The following is a 16,255-nucleotide window of genomic DNA, read 5'->3' as shown; positions in this document are numbered from 1 at the left end:
TCTACATCAAACCTGCTTCCTTGTAGTATCGGGCAGCACCGTCATGTAACGGTGCAGACAGGTTGTTCTTGATCATTTCTTCCTTTTTCAGGTTGGCAAATGCCGGGTGCATCTTGCGGAACCGGTCGAAATTCTCAAAAACCGCCTTCACGATCTGGTACACGGTTTCCTCGTCCGTCGCGGTGGAGGAAACAAAGGTCGCGCCAACACCAAATACCGGGATATCCTCATCGGTTCCCGCATAGGTGCCGCCCTTGATCACGGCTTTCGCATAGTAGGGGTTGTCGGCAACCAGTTGATCGAAGACCGGGCCCGTTACCGGGATCAGTTTCACATCACAGGTTGAGGCGGCCTCCTTGATATTGCCGGCCGGGTGACCAACGGTAAACACAAAGGCGTCGATCTTGTTGTCACACAGGGCGGCGGAATGTTCAGAGGATTTCAGTTCTGCGGCCAGCGCAAAATCATCCATGGTCCAGCCCATCTTATCCATGACGACTTCCATGGTGCCGCGCTGCCCGGACCCTGGATCGCCAACGTTAACCCGTTTGCCTTTCAGATCCTCGAAGGTCTTGATACCGGAGTCGGCCCGTGCAACCACCGTGAACGGTTCCGGGTGTACAGAAAATACGGAGCGCAATTCCTTGAACGCGCCATCGGGGAACTGCTTGGGGGCCGTCCCGTTATAGGCATGATACTGCCAGTCTGACTGGGCCACGCCCATGTTCAGGTCCCCGGCACGAATGCCATTGATGTTCTTTGTAGACCCGCCAGTGGTGTGCGTGCACTTGATGCCGTGGTCCTTGGTGTTCCGGTTGACCAGTTTGCAGATCGCACCACCAACCTGATAATACACACCCGTCTGGCCACCTGTTCCAATCGTAATGAATGTTTCTGCACTCGCGGGCGCTGAGAACAGCAGGGCGCTTCCAACGGCAGCGCATGCCGCAGCGGCAATGGTGAAACATTTTCTCATAGAATTCTCCTCAAACCTTTTATTTTGCCGAAGGCCTTGCCCCGACACTCCCTATATAAAATTCACAGTCGGCCGCTCCCGGTTGGGGACACCACACGAACATGATAAATTTTAATTATATAGAATTATCAGACAACAATAATATCATATAGGGCAAAAATCCAATTTGTATCAATTTCCCCTATATTTTCAGGCACTTCAGATTTTTTCAGGTGAGCCTTTTCCCCAGCAGGAAAGGCTCCTCCGATTTCCCGGAAGAGCACGTCATTTCAGTGTCCTGCGGACCGCCCGGCAGAGCCTAGACGGTCAGAATCTTGCGCGCTTCTGCAGCCGATGCGACCGGTCGGCCCACAGCTTCTGCCACATCCCGAATCTGTTGCACCAGTTCCGCATTATTCCCTGCCGTTTCACCGCTTTTCAGCAGCATGTTATTCTCGAAACCGACCCGGACATGCCCGCCAAGGGCCACCGCCGCACTGGCCGCCGCATGTTCCAGCGGGCCAAACGCACAGACAGACCACGGAATGTCCTGTGTCAGTTCGCCCAGAAACGGGATCAGGTCCCCCGGATGCGACACCTGCCCGGCGGTGTAGCGCCCAAGCACAAACAGCAAAAATTCATTCCTGTCCGGGATAACGCCCTGATCCCTCAGCAGCAGATAGCGTTTCAGATCATCCGCAGAATAGAGGATGTAATGGGGCAGCGTTCCCCCGTCCACGATCTCATGCAGGAAGGCCCGCGCCTGCTCCTCCCCGCCTTCCGGGACAATCTCCCGAATGGCGAGTGAAGCCGATTGCGGCGCCAGTTCCCGGATCACCGCCATCTGCTCCGGCGCTTCATAAAGGCCCACCGCCTCCGTCGTGACCTGAATCAGGATATCATCCCCGCAAGCGTCCCGGATTGCGCTCATTGCCTCCCGATAGCGGGCTGGATCAAGGGTGTGGGTCTTGTCTTCTTTGCGCACATGAAGGTGGATCATGGCCGCCCCGGCCGCGGCACAGGCTTTGGCCTCACGGGCCAGTTCCTCTGGCGAAATGGGCAAGGCGGGATGATCCGCCTGCGTTTTACGGGCCCCGTTCGGGGCCACCGTTATGATGAGCGGGGTCTGTGTCATTTCTGTTTCTGACATTCTTGTTTAAACCTCCTTGAAGGTGGACTGGAAAGCCTGCGCCAATTTGGAGACGATTTCATCCACATGGCTGGCCTCAATGATGAAGGGCGGCGCCAGCAGGACATGATCCCCGCGCTGACCATCAATGGTGCCGCCCATGGGGTAACACATCAACCCGGCGTCCATGGCTGCGGCCTTGACCTTGGCGTTGATCTTTCGGGCCGGATCAAAAGGCGCTTTCGTCTCTTTGTCCTCGACAATTTCAAGACCCAGAAACAGGCCCCGCCCCCGAATATCGCCGATGAAAGGATGCTGGCCAAACGTGGCCTCCAGCGCATTTTTAAGCGCTGCCCCCTGAAGACGGACATTCTCCAGCAGGTTGTTGTCCTCCACATAGGTCTGGACCGCAAGGGACGCCGCACACGCCACCGGATGCCCCATATAGGTATGACCATGCTGGAAAAAGCCGCTGCCATTTCGAATGGTCTGGTAAATCCGGTCGGACACCAGCATGGCGCCGATCGGCTGGTATCCGGCGCCCAGCCCCTTGGCCGTCACCAGAATGTCCGGGGCGACACCTTCCTGCTCACAGGCAAACAGGGTGCCCGTCCGGCCCATGCCGCACATGACCTCATCCAGAATAAGAAGAATGCCATAGGTGTCACAGATTTCCCGGATGCGGCTGAAATATCCCTCCACCGCCGGAACGGCCCCAAGGGTGGCGCCGACCACCGGCTCACAGATAAAGGCACAAATGGTTTCCGGCCCCTGCCGCAGGATTTCCTCCTCCAACTCGTTGGCAACCCGCTGACCGAAGTCAAAGTCGCTCTCCCCATCCCGTTTTTCCCGATAGGCATAACAGGGCGACAACAGCGCCACCGGCATCAGAAGCGGGGAATAGGGCTCCCGCCGCCATTCATTGCCGCCCGCGGACAAGGCTCCCAGCGTGTTGCCGTGATAGCTCTGGCGGCGGGAAATGAAGCGGGACCGGCTCCCCTCGCCTTTTTCAATGAAATACTGGCGCGCCAGCTTCAGCGCGGCCTCAACCGCCTCGGACCCGCCCGAAACAAAATAGACCGCATTCAAATCCCCCGGCGCCCGTTCACACAGGAAATCGGCCAGTTTTTCCATCGGCTCGTTGGTGAAAAATCCCGTATGGGCAAAGGCAATCCGGTCCAGTTGCGCCTTGATCGCGTCGTTGACAGCCGCATTGCTGTGTCCCAGACAGGAAACAGCGGCACCGCCACTGGCGTCCAGATATCGCTTGCCGGTTGTATCCAAAACATAGGGACCGTCCCCGCGGGCGGCCATGGGATACTCATTTCTGGGGGCGCGATGAAATACATGTGTCATGATGTCTGCCTATCCATTCCAATAGGTATTGTTAGAGCGCAAAATACTGTCTGACCGCTCAAGGGCCGTGACCGCCTCCTCACCAAGGCGATTGACAAGGGCCGCGACCAGCGCCTGAACAATGGCAAGGGCACCGACCAGCGAGCGATAGAAAGACGGGCTGCGGTTGCCCACCACGAAGGAGGCTCCGGCCTCTTTCGCCAGCGGCGAGACAACGCTATCCGTGATGGCTACAAGCCCCGCGCCAACCTCTCGGGCGCGATTGGCCGCCTCGACCGTTTCACGGGTATAGGGATCAAAGGCAATCACCAGAACCGCATCCCGCTCACCGATGGCGGACACCTCTTCAGAAAAAAGACCGGCAAATCCCGTCAACAAGCGTGAATTCTGAAAGAAAACCCGGGTCGCATAGTGAAAATAGTGCGCCAGCGGATAGCACTTCCGCAGCCCCACAATAAAAACCCGGTCGGCCTCGAGAAAGATCCGGGCCGCTGTATCCAGATCCGCATCACTGACATTCAGGAAACTGTTCTCAATATTGCCGGTTTCCGCCGCGACCAGATCCGCCACCAGCCCCTGCCCCTCACCGGTTTGGCTTTTCATTTGCATCTGGCGGGCACGGGCTGCATATCCCGCCCCTTCCTGTGTCAGCCGATCCCGGAAGGTCTCGCGAAACTCGTTATATCCTGCGAACCCCATCCGGTTGGACAAGCGCACCATGGTCGCTGGCTTCACTCCGGCCCGAAGGGCAATTTCCCGCATGGAATGGGTCGCCACCTCGTTGGGGCAGTCCAGAACAAACCGGGCAGCCTGCTTCAACTGCGGACTGAGGGCCTCAAAGTCCTGCTCAAGGCGGTCCAGAATATACATTTCCTGCAAGGTTTCGGACATCGTCCCTCTCACCTTGCTCCCAGACGGGAGCCGAATCGACATTGTTCGGCAGATGGTATCCATTTCCCGGACAGCGCACAACAAATGAATCATTTTTTGAAAAAATGATTCAAATGGAGCACCCCTTACCCGAGCGACAAATTAGGAATCTCGCGAAAAAATGCACGTTTTTCAAGAAAAACACCCACCCTGCCTCGCGCCCTCTCGCTTCTGCCACGAGCTCCTGATCCGGGCGGCAATTCTCCTGCCGCAAGATATTAAGACCTTTTTTACTCTCTATCGCTATATCTCGAATTATTCCTTTGGAATCTCATATTTCAAAGTCCCTCTTGTCCTTTAAATTCGAGTGTCACCTTGGTTTCGGCTGGATCAAAATCGTTGGAATTTCCGTTTAGAAGAAGACGGGCCCAAAAAGCCGACACGGTTGGCGACGGCCCGGCAAACCTGCAACTTGGCGGCTTGAAACCCCTGATCCTTGAAAACGGCAACAAGATTTCCAAAATCATGCAGACCATGAACCTGCCGGTCAAACGGTCGGCGGGCACTCTGAATACGCAAATAACACAGGACCTCAATCAGGGGCAGTACAACCTGCTGCTTATCGATCATGACCTTGGCCATGACACGGTCCTGAAAATTCTGGAAACCACCACACAAATCCCGCCTTATGCCACGGCGGTGGTGATTGACGGCCCCATTGAAATGATGAATCTGGGGGCAACGGACTGCGTTCCCGCCCCGGAATTTTCCCTGTCTCGTGTCGGCAGCGCCGTCATCAACGGAAACCGCTGGAAGGACCTGCAACTTCACCTGAACGGCTCGGATAATCATCTGCTTGCCAAGGACCCGCTCACATCCCTGCCCGGTCGGACGCGCTTCAAGAAACTGCTGGAGCAATCCACACGTAAGGCACGGGAAGACGATACCTATATCTCACTGATCACCCTTGATCTTGACAGCTTCAAGGCCCTTAACGAAAGCAAGGGCCACGCTTATGGCGACCTGATCCTGAAAACCGTGGCCGAACGGCTGACCCAGTTCGTACCGGAACATTCCATTGTCGGGCGGCTCGGCGATGACGAGTTTGCTGTCATCATTCAGGGCGCCGGTCTGGCGCGGGTGTCAGATACGACAACCGCCGCCCGCCTGTCCCATGAATTGCGGCAGCCCTATTTCCTGGACGGACAGAGCACCACGCTCAGCGCCACCATGGGGATTGCCAAACTGGAAGAACATGACACCCCGGACAGCCTGCTTCACAAGGCCATGTCCGCGCTCTATTCGGCCAAGCGCGACAAGAACCGGTTCATGGTCTACACCCAGCAGGAAGACACCGAACGGCGGCAGCAACTCCGTCTGGCGCAGGAACTGCCCGACGCCATCGACAACAACCAGCTTCGCCTGCATTTCCAGCCCATGATCCGCATGCATGACAGTACAGTCATCGGCGCAGAGGCACTGGTTCGCTGGCAGCATCCACAGAAGGGCCTGCTGTTCCCGGACAGTTTCATTCCGCTGGCCGAAGGGGCCGGCAGTATCGAGCCGTTGACCCGATGGGTTCTTGACGCCGCCATCCGGCAAGGCAGCAAGTGGCTGAGCAGCGGTCACAAGCTGAATGTTTCCGTCAATATTTCCGCGCTGATCCTGCATAACCCGATTTTCCCGGACATCGTGAACCGCCTGCTGGAGCAATCCCGCTTTCCCGCAGAACGTCTGAAACTGGAAATCACCGAAAGCGCGATCATATCCGATGTGGTCCGGGCAACCGATGTGGTGACCCGCCTGCATGAACTGGGCGTCAAGGTCTCCATTGACGATTTTGGCACCGGCTACACATCCCTCGCCTACATCCGCAAACTGCCGGTGGACGAGATCAAGATCGACAAAAGCTTTGTGCTGAACATGAACACGGTTTCCGACGATGCCGTCATTGTCCGTACCCTGCTGGAACTGGCCCGCAATCTGGACCTGTCCGTTGTTGCGGAAGGTGTGGAAGACCGGGAAACCTGGTATATGCTGGCCGGGCTCGGCTGTCATGTGGCGCAAGGCTATTACATGAGCCGCCCCATCGATGTGGAGGCCTTTGATTCCTGGCTGACCACGTCTCCGTGGGCTGCCGCACGCTGATCCGGCGGCCTTTGCGGCATCCGTTTTTCACCTGAACATCCGTTTGACGTTTCGTTGCCGAGGCTGTTACAGTCCGGTCAACAAACCCGCAACCGGTATCCGGCCACAAGCCGCAAACCACTGAAATGCGGAACTTTAACGTATTCAGGGGAGAGAGTACGGTGGGAAAATTCGGTCCGGAAGTCACCGCCAGCGAGGCAGCGTTCATTCATGAAACGGCCCTCATTTACGGGAAGGTCAGTATCGGCAAGGGATCATCCCTGTGGCCCTATTCCGTCATCCGGGCGGAAAGCAAGGAAGTGATGATCAGCGAATACACCAATATTCAGGATTTCGCCATGATCCATATTGGCGATACCACGGGCACCTATATCGGCAACCACTGTTCGATCACCCATCATTGTACTATTCATGGCTGCACCATTGGCGATAATTGCCTGATCGGCATCAATACCACCATCATGGATGGCTGCGTGATTGGCGACAATTGTATCATTGCCGGCCACAGCTTCCTGAAGGAAGGAACAGTAATCCCGGACAATTCCATTGTCATGGGAACCCCCGGCAAGGTCGTTCGAAGCCAGAACAACTACGTCAAGTGCCGGACCAACGCATTCCTGTATTATCGGAACGCCCTTGCCTATTCCAAGGGGGAACACCGCGAATGGGAAAGCGACAGGTGCCGCGATGCGGTGAGAGACGAAATTTCAAAGCTGGTAAGCGAATAAACACAAGGTTCAACAGGAGCGGCCCGGACCAGCCCCGGCCCGACAGTTTGTTATCGGAGGAAGTATGTCTGAATTGAAAACCCCATATTTGATGTTCCTGGGGGATGTCGGTGACCAACTGGGTGCGAAAACAGCCAAAGGCATTGTAGACTGGCGCCCGGAATGGTGCCTTGGCCAGCTTCGACTGGAAGGATGTGCCGCAGACCTTGGCATTGCCGACATGACCATTTCAGAGGCCGCCCGCGCCGGCGCGAAAACCATGGTGATCGGCATCGTCAATTCCGGTGGGTTCCTGCCGGACCACTGGGTTGCCAATATCGTTGAGGCCATGGACGCCGGGTTCGATATTGCCAGCGGCCTGCATATCCGCCTTGCCTCGGTTCCGGCGATCCGCCAAGCCGCCGAGCGGACCGGGCGGAAACTGTTTGATGTGCGCCACCCCTCCGGCGACCTGCCGACCGGCAAGGGCAACAAGCGCAGCGGCAAGCGAATTCTGGCGGTTGGCACGGACTGTTCCGTGGGCAAGATGTATACCGCGCTTGCCATCGAAAAGGAAATGCACGCCCGCGGCATGAAGGCGGACTTCCGCGCCACAGGCCAGACCGGGATTTTCATTGCCGGCAGCGGCATTTCCGTTGATGCCGTTGTGGCCGACTTCATTTCCGGTGCCGTGGAACAGCTTGCCCCTGAAAATGACCCCGATCACTGGGATGTCATTGAAGGTCAGGGGTCCCTGTTCCACCCGTCCTTTGCCGGGGTCAGCCTTGGATTGCTGCATGGCTCGCAGGCGGACGCCCTTGTCCTTTGCCATGAACCCACACGCACCCATATGCGCGGCATTCCCCATCAGCCCCTGCCCGGCCTGAAGGAATGTATGGACCTGAACCTGACCACCGCCCGCCTGACCAACAAGGATGTGCGGTTTGTGGGGGTCAGCGTCAACACGTCCGGCCTGCCCGCAGACCAGTGGGAAGCCTACCTGAAAAATCTTGAGGATGAACTGGGCCTGCCCTGTGTCGATGCCTTCCGAAACGGTGTCGCCCCCATTGTTGACGCCCTGACATGACAAAACGAACCCTCTCAGCCGCAGCGGAAAGCTGGCCGATCCGGGGCAGCTTCCGCATCAGTCGCGGCGCCAAGACCGCCGCGGAAGTTGTCGTCATCACGATTGAACAGGACGGGGTGCAAGGGCGCGGTGAATGTGTGCCTTACGCCCGTTACAATGAAAGCATTTCTTCCGTACTGGACGAAATCACCACGGTTCGCGATGCCATCCAGCATGGCGCCGGGCGGCAGGACCTGTTGTCCCTGCTGCCGTCGGGGGCGGCCCGAAATGCGGTGGACTGCGCCCTTTGGGATCTGGAAGCAAAACTTTCCGGCAAAACCATCGCCCAGCTTGCCGGCATCCCCGAACCCGGCCCGCTGATCACGGCTTATACCCTGTCACTGGACAGCCCTGAGAAAATGGGTGAAGCCGCCGCCTTGCAGGCCCATCGTCCGCTCATCAAACTGAAGCTGGGCGGCGATCTTGACGTGGAACGGGTAACTGCCGTGCGAGCGGCGGCCCCCAAAACCCGCCTGATTGTCGATGCCAACGAGGCCTGGACCCTGCCCATGATGGAGGACTATTTCCCCCGCATGGCCGATCTGGGTGTGGAACTGATCGAACAGCCCATGCCTGCAGGGCAGGATCTCGCCCTTGGGGACATGGATCGTCCGGTCCCGGTTTGCGCGGATGAAAGCTGTCATGATACCGCCACGCTGGATGAAGTGGCGGCGATCTATGATTACATCAACATCAAGCTGGACAAGACCGGCGGCCTGACGGAAGCCTTGCTGCTGGCCGAGGCGGCCCGTGATTTCGGTCTTGGTGTGATGGTCGGCTGTATGCTCGGGACCAGCCTTGGCATGGCCCCGGCAATGATGCTGGGCGGGTTTGCCCGGTTTGTTGATCTGGATGGCCCCCTTCTTCTGGAAAAGGACCGTCCCGAGGGCATCCGATTTGATGGCAGCGTCATGCACGCACCGGATCACCGCCTCTGGGGGTAATCCCCCAGCACAAGTCCCCGCATACGCCTCCGCGCCCCCAGCGCGGACACCAAGGGGTCAGCGGAAATTATGGCCGTGTATCCAGCCCACGATGGAATGCCGCACCCCTTTGGTAACGCTGGTTACACGATGCAACCAGAAGGCAGGGAACACAATCACTGTTCCCTGCGCCCGCATCAAATCCCGATCTGCAGGAATATTGTGGAACACCACGTCCCCGCCCTCATAGCTTTTCGGGTCGGAAAGCTGAATGATGAAGCCCAGCTTTCGGGACGATGTGAAGGACTCGGCAAGGTCAACCTGCCAGTGTTCCTCATCGGAGCCGCCCTTTGACTGACGCACCAGCCACGGCATGTCATCGGCGGGCACGCCGGTCAGTTCAAAGCGCCAGTTATCTGCATTGGTTTGTCCCAGACCAAACATGACCTGATCCAGTGGAAAGGCATTCTGGCCCAACGGCAAGGGTTGTCTTTCAACGGCCTTGTCCATCTTGGCGTCGGGGAAAATCGGGACATTTCCGGGGCCGATAGGCAGTTTCTTTTCCCATCTTTTCGGGTTGGCCCGGGCAACAATCTGTGCGCATTCCTGCGGCGACAGAAGGGGCCAGTGCGTATTCATGGAAACATTGGTGTTCCGCAGGGGAAGCAAGGGCATCATATTCATTGGCTGTAACTCTCCCGATCCAAAACCTAGCGGAAACTGGGGCCGTGGACCCATCCCACAACCGATTTCCGATGCCCCGCAATCATGGGCGCGACCTTGTGCAGCCAGAAGGCCGGAAACACCACCAGCGTTCCTTTTCGCGTCAATTCACCGCGTTCTTTTCGGATCCGGTGAAAAGCCAGATCGCCGCCTTCGTACTCGGTCCCGTCGGTCAGTTGCAGGGAAAATCCCAGCTTTCTGGAAGCCGTTGCCGCCTGCCCCACATCCACATGCCAGTTGTTATGATCCCCAACCCGGCAATAGTTCATGACCCAGGGCAGGTCATCCTCGGCGAAACCGTCAAGGTCAAACCGCCACAGAGAAGAATTGGCCGTGCTGATTTCCTGACCGATCCGGTTCAACGGGAACCCGTCATTGGCAACCGGCACGGTTTGCTGATAGTTGCTGCGATAATCCTTCTGCACCGAGAAAACCCCCTTGCCGGCGATCCCCCCGACCATGGCTTCCTCCCACTTGTCTTCATCCAGTGACGCCAGGATACGATCACATTCCTCTTCCGAAAAAACCTGGTTCACATACACCGATGCGGTCCGACTGTTCCGCAAGGGTGCCGATGGCATTACAATCATGTTTCTGTCTCCCAACCAGAAATCTGACGTTCAGCAACAAAACGGCCTTTAATATCATACTTTTATAAAGTGTGACGGCCGTCACATTTGAAGGATACTATTCCACCTTTCCCTGTAAAAGCCAACCCTTTTGAACGAGATATTTTCCAACCACCAACGCAACCACAGGGTGAAGCAAAAACCGTCCTGACCGGATAAAGGCTGGATCGATGAAGCAAAAGTGATATGAATATTTCACAAGAACCAGCTGAAAAGGCGTCAATGAAAGGGATACCATGTCAGTCGCGACAATGAACCTCCGGGACCTGTCATTTCAACTCTATGAAATGCTTGATACAGACTCTCTTGTTGGCAGGGATCGCCATGCGGATCAGGACAGGGATATCTATGACGCCATCCTCAAAACGGCCGCTGACATGGCCCGCGACCTGTTTGAGCCCCACAACCGCAAAGCGGATCTGAACGAACCCACATTTGACGGGGAAAAGGTCCATATCATCCCCGAGGTCAAGGAAGCCCTTGATGCCTATATAGAAAATGGCTTCATGGGGATGCAGCATGACTACGATGATGGCGGCATGCAGCTTCCCACCGCCATCGCCATGGCCTGCAACGCCATTTTCACCGCCGCCAATACCGGGACGATGGGATACCCGTTCCTGACCGTGGGCGCGTCCAATGTCCTCCGCGCCTATGGCACGGACGATCAGAAAAACCGCTTCATGAAGCCCATGATCGCCGGGCGTTTCTTTGGCACCATGTGCCTGTCGGAACCACAGGCGGGATCGTCCCTGTCGGATATCAAGACCAAGGCCGTGCCCACCGGGGGCGGGACCTATAAAATTTCCGGCAGCAAGATGTGGATTTCCGCCGGGGAACATGACCTGTCAGAAAATATTGTCCATCTGGTGCTGGCCAAAATTCCGGGTGCCCCGGACGGGGTCAAGGGCATATCGCTGTTTATTGTTCCGAAATATCTGGTCAATGATGACGGCAGCCTTGGCGAACGCAATGATGTCACCCTTGCCGGCCTCAATCACAAGATGGGATACCGGGGCACCACCAACACCCTGCTGAATTTTGGGGAACAGGGCGGCGCCACCGGGTATCTGATCGGGGAAGAACACAAGGGCCTGTTCTATATGTTCCACATGATGAACGAGGCACGGATCGGGGTCGGCCTTGGGGCGGTAAGCCTTGGATATGCAGGGTATCTCTACAGCCTTGATTATGCAAAAAACCGTCCGCAAGGACGCCACCCCGATGGAAAGGACGCACGGAGCGACCAGCTTATGCTGATCGAGCATGCGGATATCCGCCGTCTGCTGCTGGCCCAGAAAGCCGCTGTCGAGGGCGGATTGGCCCTGTGTCTATATGCGGCAAGACTGGTGGATGAGGAAAAAACCGGCCCCGATGAAGCCGCCCGTGCGGAAGCCAAAACCCTTCTTGACCTGTTAACCCCCGTGGTCAAATCCTGGCCCAGCGAATTCTGTCTGGAAGCCAACAAGCACGCCATTCAGGTGCTGGGAGGATACGGCTATACCCGCGATTACCCGGTGGAACAATATTATCGGGATAACCGGTTGAACCCCATTCACGAAGGAACACACGGAATTCAGGGACTGGACCTTCTGGGACGGAAGGCCATCATGGATAATGGTGCGGCGCTCAAGCTGCTGATAAAGCATATGACCGCGACCATGGACACGGCGCGCACCCATCCCCGTCTGGCGGAGTTTGCGGACCGGTTGGACGCCAGCGCACAGGTTATCACCCGCACCACACAAACCATCGCAGCGGCCATGCAGGACGGAAAAATCAGGCTGTCCCTTGCCAACGCAACGCTGTATCTGGACATGTTCGGCCATATGGTTCTGGGCTGGAAATGGCTGGAGCAGGCCCTCACCGCAGAGCGGGCCCTGTCTGAAAACCCCTCTGACATTGACCGCGCCTTCTATGAGGGTAAAATCGCAACCTGCCAGTATTTTCACCGTTATGAGCTTTGCCGGGTCGAACCATGGGGCAACCTGATTGCCAGCCTGGACGACACCACCCTCACCATTGACCCAGACTGCTTCTAGGGCACAGCATTGTAACCATCCAAAACGAGTAAAAATTGATGTCAGAAACACTGTTCCGCGGCCTTGACCGCCAGCAACTGGACAAGGAATACAACAATATCGCCAAGGTACGGGACTATTCCCTGTTCATGAAGGAATGGTCCGCGCTTTGCGAGACAACCCGGACCGAGTACCCCAACATCAAGACCGTTTGCTTCGACGAAGGAACCGGCCAGACAATGGACCTGATTTATCCGAACGGGCCGACCGATACCCCCCGTCCCGTACAGGTCTTTTTCCACGGTGGTTACTGGAAGGCACTGTCAAAGGACGTCTTTACGTTTATCGCCCGTGCCTTTGCCGAACAGGGCATTGTCACCGCCATTGTGGATTATGCCCTGATCCCCACCGTCAGCATGGACGAACTGGTTCGGCAATGCCGTCAATCCATCGCCTGGCTGTTTGACAATGCCGCCGATCATTCCCTTGACCCGGAGCGGATTTTCACGTCCGGCCATTCCGCAGGCGGGCACATTGTCGCCATGGTCGCGGCAACCGATTGGACGGCCTTCGGCACCGGCTATCCGGTCGATCTCGTCAAGGGCGGCGTTGGCATCAGTGGCCTCTACGACCTTGAACCGATCCGTCGCTGTTTTTTGCAGGATGACCTGAAATTAAGCGAAGAGTGTGTCGCGAAAAACAGCCCTGCGGGCCTGCCTGCCCCTAAATCCGGCGCCCTGCAGCTTGTCGTTGGCGGATATGAAGGGCCGGAATATCTGTGGCAAAGCCAAACCATGGCTGCCGCATGGCCGGGCATTGCCTGCCCGGCAGAGGTCTATGCCCCCTATAACCACTTTACGATAGTCTCCTCGCTGGCCGACCCGACCAGCAAACTTGCAACTGCCATCCGCGCCCAGATGGGCGTTTCAGACGAGGCTGCGAAACCATCATGACTGCCAAACCCCGCCTTCTGGTAACCCGCCAGTTTCCCGATGCTGTCATGGACCGGATTTCCGTATCCTACGACGCCATTGTCAATCAGGACGACCACCCCCTGTCCGCAGATGAAATCCTGTCGCTCGCGGGCAAGGCCGACGCCATTATGTGCGCCAGTACGGAACGGTTCGACAAGGCCCTGATAGAGGCGCTGCCGGATACCATAAAAATGATTGCGACCTATTCAGTTGGATATGATCATCTGGATGTGGCCGCAGCCAAAAGCAAGGGGATTACCCTTTCCAACACACCGGATGTCCTGACAGACGCAACAGCGGATATTGCCTTTCTCTGCCTGCTTGGAGCCGCCCGTCAGGCACAATCCAGCGCCGCCACCTTGCGGAGCGGCCAGTGGGACCGCTGGACCCCGACGCAGTTTTTGGGCGTCCATGTCACCGGCAAGAAACTTGGCATTCTTGGCATGGGGCGGATTGGTCAGGCGGTGGCCCGCCGCGCCAAGGGGTTCGATATGGAAATCCACTATCACAACCGGCGACCGGTAGCCGCGCCGGGACTGGAAGACGCCATTTACCATTCGGACAAAACCGAGTTTCTGAAGCAGTGTGAATTCCTGTCCATCAATTGCCCCCTCAGTCCGGAAACCAAATATTTCCTGAACGAGGAAACCCTCCGCCTGCTGCCAGAGGGGGCGGTCGTGGTCAACACCGCCCGCGGCCCCGTCATCAAGGATACAGCCTTGATCGCGGCCCTGAAACAGGGGCATATTGCTGCCGCCGGGCTGGATGTGTTTGAGAACGAGCCTCACCTCAACCCGGACTATCTGGCGTTGGATAACGTCTTTGTCCTGCCCCATATCGGCAGTGCCACCACCGAGACCCGCAACCTGATGGGATTTGTCTGCCTTGATAATCTGGATGCCTTCTTTGCAGGCAAACCGTTGCCCTCGCCTATTGGCTAGCGGCAGTGGCTAGTGGCCCCAGACTGTCGGACGAATATATCCCTGCTCGTCACGGACGGGCATGGTCCCCCCATCGGCAGCAATAGCGGTCCGGGTCTTCGTCGCGGGATTGTCGGCTGTCCTGACAGCCTGCGGCGGTGATTACAATCAGGGTCAACACCAAAACAAGGGATTTCATGGCCTTTCCTCACATTCCTAAAATTCGGTCACGAATAGGTATTTAGAAAGACCTTCAGTAAGGGAAATGCCCCGCGGTCACAGTTTTGACATTCCCCAAAGTTCAGCGCATTTTTTCTGCCCCGTCTCCCGGCAAGTGCCAAAGTCGGGAATAAATCCATTGGCGTGAGGAAACAGGCTGTTGTATTACTGTATCCAAATCATTATTCAGACTTGCAAGGGAATTATTTGTTGTCCTGTCGGCGTCTAAAAGATAACGACCGGCATACACCATATTCGAGAGTAACACGTGATACGGGTTTGTAAATTTGGTTAGGGAAGACCCCAATACCGACAGGCAACACTGCAGGAGATCCTTTCTCTTTCTGCAAACCATTGCCAGTCCCTTTTTCCTGCGTCTTGGACAACGACTTGCAGACAATGGGTGTGCTGTATCCAAAATCAATTTCAACGGTGGCGATCACTTCTTCTGGAACGGCTTCCATGAAATAAATTTCACGGACAAGCCCGCGCAGTTTCAAGGCTTTCTTGAACAAACGCTGGACCAGAAGCAGGTTACGGATATCGTCCTGTTCGGCGACTGTCGCCCATGGCACCAGAAGGCGATCAGCCTTGCCAAATCAAAAGGCATTTCCATCTGGGTGTTTGAGGAAGGCTATATCCGTCCTCACTGGATCACGCTGGAACAGGGCGGCGTCAACGGTCATTCCTCGTTCCCAAAGCAGGCCGACATCATTCACGCGCTGGCGGACAAGGCCGTTTTAGAGGCCCCGGAACCCGTTGGCGGCGGGTTGTGGCAACGCATTTTCTATGATTTTGTCTACAATTTCATGAACCTGCTGATGATCTGGAAATTCCCGCACCACCGGACCCATCGCCCCTATACGGTCTGGGCGGAATATGCGACCTGGACAAAGCGCCTTGTGACCCTGTCCTGGCTGAAGCCAAGGGCCGAAAAAGCCGTTCGCGAGATCGCGGACATGGCAGCGCCCTGCTACCTGTTCCCCTTGCAGCTTGATTCAGATTCTCAGGTGCGGGTCCATTCCCCCTACGGCACCATGCCGGACGCCATTCGCACTGTGTTAAAAACCTTTGCGAGCGAGGCGCCCAAGGATGCGGTTCTGATCATCAAGAACCACCCTCTCGACAACGGCATGATCAACTATGGCAAACTGATACGGGCCTTTGCTGCCGAACAGGCCATCAAGGATCGCGTCCGCTTCATTGATGGCGGGGACCTGAATGCCCTGCTTGCCCATTGCCGGGGGGTCATCACCATCAACAGCACCGTGGGCATGACCGCGTTGGACAAAAAGGTCCCGGTTCTGCTGCTCGGAGATGCAATCTATAACATACCGGGGCTTGTCTACCGGTCCGGCCAGACAGAGTTCTGGACCGACCCGAAAAGCCCCGATCTCTCTTTGCTGGACGCTCTCAGAACGTCTCTCCTTGGCTACTGTCACGCCAATGGCAATTTCTATACGCGAACCGGCATGGAACTGGCCGTAACCCATTCCCTGCCCCGGCTGACGCAACCAACAGGTTTATGATAGTTAAATGACTGATTTCGAAAACA

15 protein-coding genes are annotated in these 16,255 nt (G+C 56.7%); 8 read left to right on the top strand and 7 right to left on the bottom strand.

Translation table 11 applies throughout. The features are described from left to right. Window position 1: 1 nt before the first annotated feature. The 4 genes from FQB27_RS05110 to FQB27_RS05095 all read right to left on the bottom strand — a co-directional run bounded on the left by FQB27_RS05110 (window position 2) and on the right by FQB27_RS05095 (window position 4,331). The gene (locus FQB27_RS05110; RefSeq protein WP_169559760.1) at window positions 2-976 is read right to left on the bottom strand and encodes a TAXI family TRAP transporter solute-binding subunit; all 975 of its coding nucleotides are present in this window, start codon (window positions 974-976) and stop codon (window positions 2-4) included. A gap of 298 nt (window positions 977-1,274) precedes the next feature. Beyond that, a complete protein-coding gene (locus tag FQB27_RS05105; RefSeq protein ID WP_206374325.1) occupies window positions 1,275-2,105 on the bottom strand; it encodes a beta-keto acid cleavage family enzyme in 831 nt (276 codons plus the stop codon). A 6-nt stretch (window positions 2,106-2,111) separates the two neighbouring features. Further along, complete coding sequence (locus tag FQB27_RS05100) at window positions 2,112-3,440, bottom strand: aspartate aminotransferase family protein (protein ID WP_169559759.1); 1,329 nt, start codon at window positions 3,438-3,440, stop codon at window positions 2,112-2,114. Window positions 3,441-3,449: 9 nt separating this feature from the next. Beyond that, window positions 3,450-4,331 carry a MurR/RpiR family transcriptional regulator gene (locus FQB27_RS05095; RefSeq protein ID WP_169559758.1) on the bottom strand — a complete coding sequence of 294 codons (882 nt, stop codon included), beginning with the start codon at window positions 4,329-4,331 and terminating at the stop codon, window positions 3,450-3,452. Window positions 4,332-4,709: 378 nt separating this feature from the next. Here FQB27_RS05095 and FQB27_RS05090 point away from each other — a divergent pair, with 378 nt between their 5' ends. The 4 genes from FQB27_RS05090 to dgcA all read left to right on the top strand — a co-directional run bounded on the left by FQB27_RS05090 (window position 4,710) and on the right by dgcA (window position 9,235). Beyond that, the gene (locus tag FQB27_RS05090) at window positions 4,710-6,458 is read left to right on the top strand and encodes a putative bifunctional diguanylate cyclase/phosphodiesterase (RefSeq protein ID WP_169559757.1); all 1,749 of its coding nucleotides are present in this window, start codon (window positions 4,710-4,712) and stop codon (window positions 6,456-6,458) included. A gap of 161 nt (window positions 6,459-6,619) precedes the next feature. Then, complete coding sequence (locus FQB27_RS16655) at window positions 6,620-7,186, top strand: gamma carbonic anhydrase family protein (RefSeq protein WP_206374322.1); 567 nt, start codon at window positions 6,620-6,622, stop codon at window positions 7,184-7,186. Window positions 7,187-7,250: 64 nt separating this feature from the next. Continuing rightward, complete coding sequence (dgcN, locus tag FQB27_RS05080; protein WP_169559755.1) at window positions 7,251-8,252, top strand: N-acetyltransferase DgcN; 1,002 nt, start codon at window positions 7,251-7,253, stop codon at window positions 8,250-8,252. Beyond that, entirely contained in the window at window positions 8,249-9,235 is a 987-nt protein-coding gene (dgcA, locus tag FQB27_RS05075) for an N-acetyl-D-Glu racemase DgcA (RefSeq protein WP_169559754.1), read from the top strand. Before dgcN ends, dgcA begins: the two co-directional genes overlap by 4 nt. A 57-nt stretch (window positions 9,236-9,292) precedes the next feature. On the opposite strand, the gene FQB27_RS05070 is transcribed toward dgcA, so the two are convergent. After that, window positions 9,293-9,898, bottom strand: a complete 606-nt coding sequence (locus FQB27_RS05070) for a 2OG-Fe(II) oxygenase (RefSeq protein WP_169559753.1) — start codon at window positions 9,896-9,898, stop codon at window positions 9,293-9,295. A gap of 26 nt (window positions 9,899-9,924) precedes the next feature. Further along, window positions 9,925-10,518 carry a 2OG-Fe(II) oxygenase family protein gene (locus tag FQB27_RS05065; RefSeq protein WP_169559752.1) on the bottom strand — a complete coding sequence of 198 codons (594 nt, stop codon included), beginning with the start codon at window positions 10,516-10,518 and terminating at the stop codon, window positions 9,925-9,927. A gap of 284 nt (window positions 10,519-10,802) precedes the next feature. On the opposite strand from FQB27_RS05065, the gene FQB27_RS05060 reads away from it, so the two are divergent. From FQB27_RS05060 to FQB27_RS05050, 3 genes are read left to right on the top strand one after another with little or no spacing between them, the layout of a single operon-like run. Further along, window positions 10,803-12,608 carry an acyl-CoA dehydrogenase gene (locus FQB27_RS05060; RefSeq protein ID WP_169559751.1) on the top strand — a complete coding sequence of 602 codons (1,806 nt, stop codon included), beginning with the start codon at window positions 10,803-10,805 and terminating at the stop codon, window positions 12,606-12,608. Window positions 12,609-12,646: 38 nt separating this feature from the next. Next, window positions 12,647-13,540, top strand: coding sequence for an alpha/beta hydrolase (locus tag FQB27_RS05055; RefSeq protein ID WP_169559750.1), 894 nt, complete (start codon window positions 12,647-12,649; stop codon window positions 13,538-13,540). Further along, window positions 13,537-14,502 carry a 2-hydroxyacid dehydrogenase gene (locus tag FQB27_RS05050; protein ID WP_169559749.1) on the top strand — a complete coding sequence of 322 codons (966 nt, stop codon included), beginning with the start codon at window positions 13,537-13,539 and terminating at the stop codon, window positions 14,500-14,502. The genes FQB27_RS05055 and FQB27_RS05050 overlap by 4 nt, the downstream gene beginning before the upstream one ends. Before the next feature lie 49 nt (window positions 14,503-14,551). Here FQB27_RS05050 and FQB27_RS16790 read toward each other — a convergent pair whose 3' ends face one another. After that, window positions 14,552-14,680: a hypothetical protein gene (locus FQB27_RS16790; RefSeq protein WP_277346013.1), complete on the bottom strand. Its 129-nt coding sequence runs from the start codon at window positions 14,678-14,680 to the stop codon at window positions 14,552-14,554. A 307-nt stretch (window positions 14,681-14,987) separates the two neighbouring features. On the opposite strand from FQB27_RS16790, the gene FQB27_RS05045 reads away from it, so the two are divergent. Continuing rightward, a complete protein-coding gene (locus tag FQB27_RS05045) occupies window positions 14,988-16,229 on the top strand; it encodes a capsule biosynthesis protein (protein ID WP_169559748.1) in 1,242 nt (413 codons plus the stop codon). The last annotated feature ends 26 nt before the right edge of the window (window positions 16,230-16,255 follow it).

The sequence above is a fragment of the Sneathiella chinensis genome (assembly GCF_012720115.1).
In the GTDB taxonomy this organism is placed as follows: Bacteria; Pseudomonadota; Alphaproteobacteria; order Sneathiellales; family Sneathiellaceae; genus Sneathiella; species Sneathiella chinensis.
This window is presented reverse-complemented; position numbering and strand designations above follow the sequence as displayed.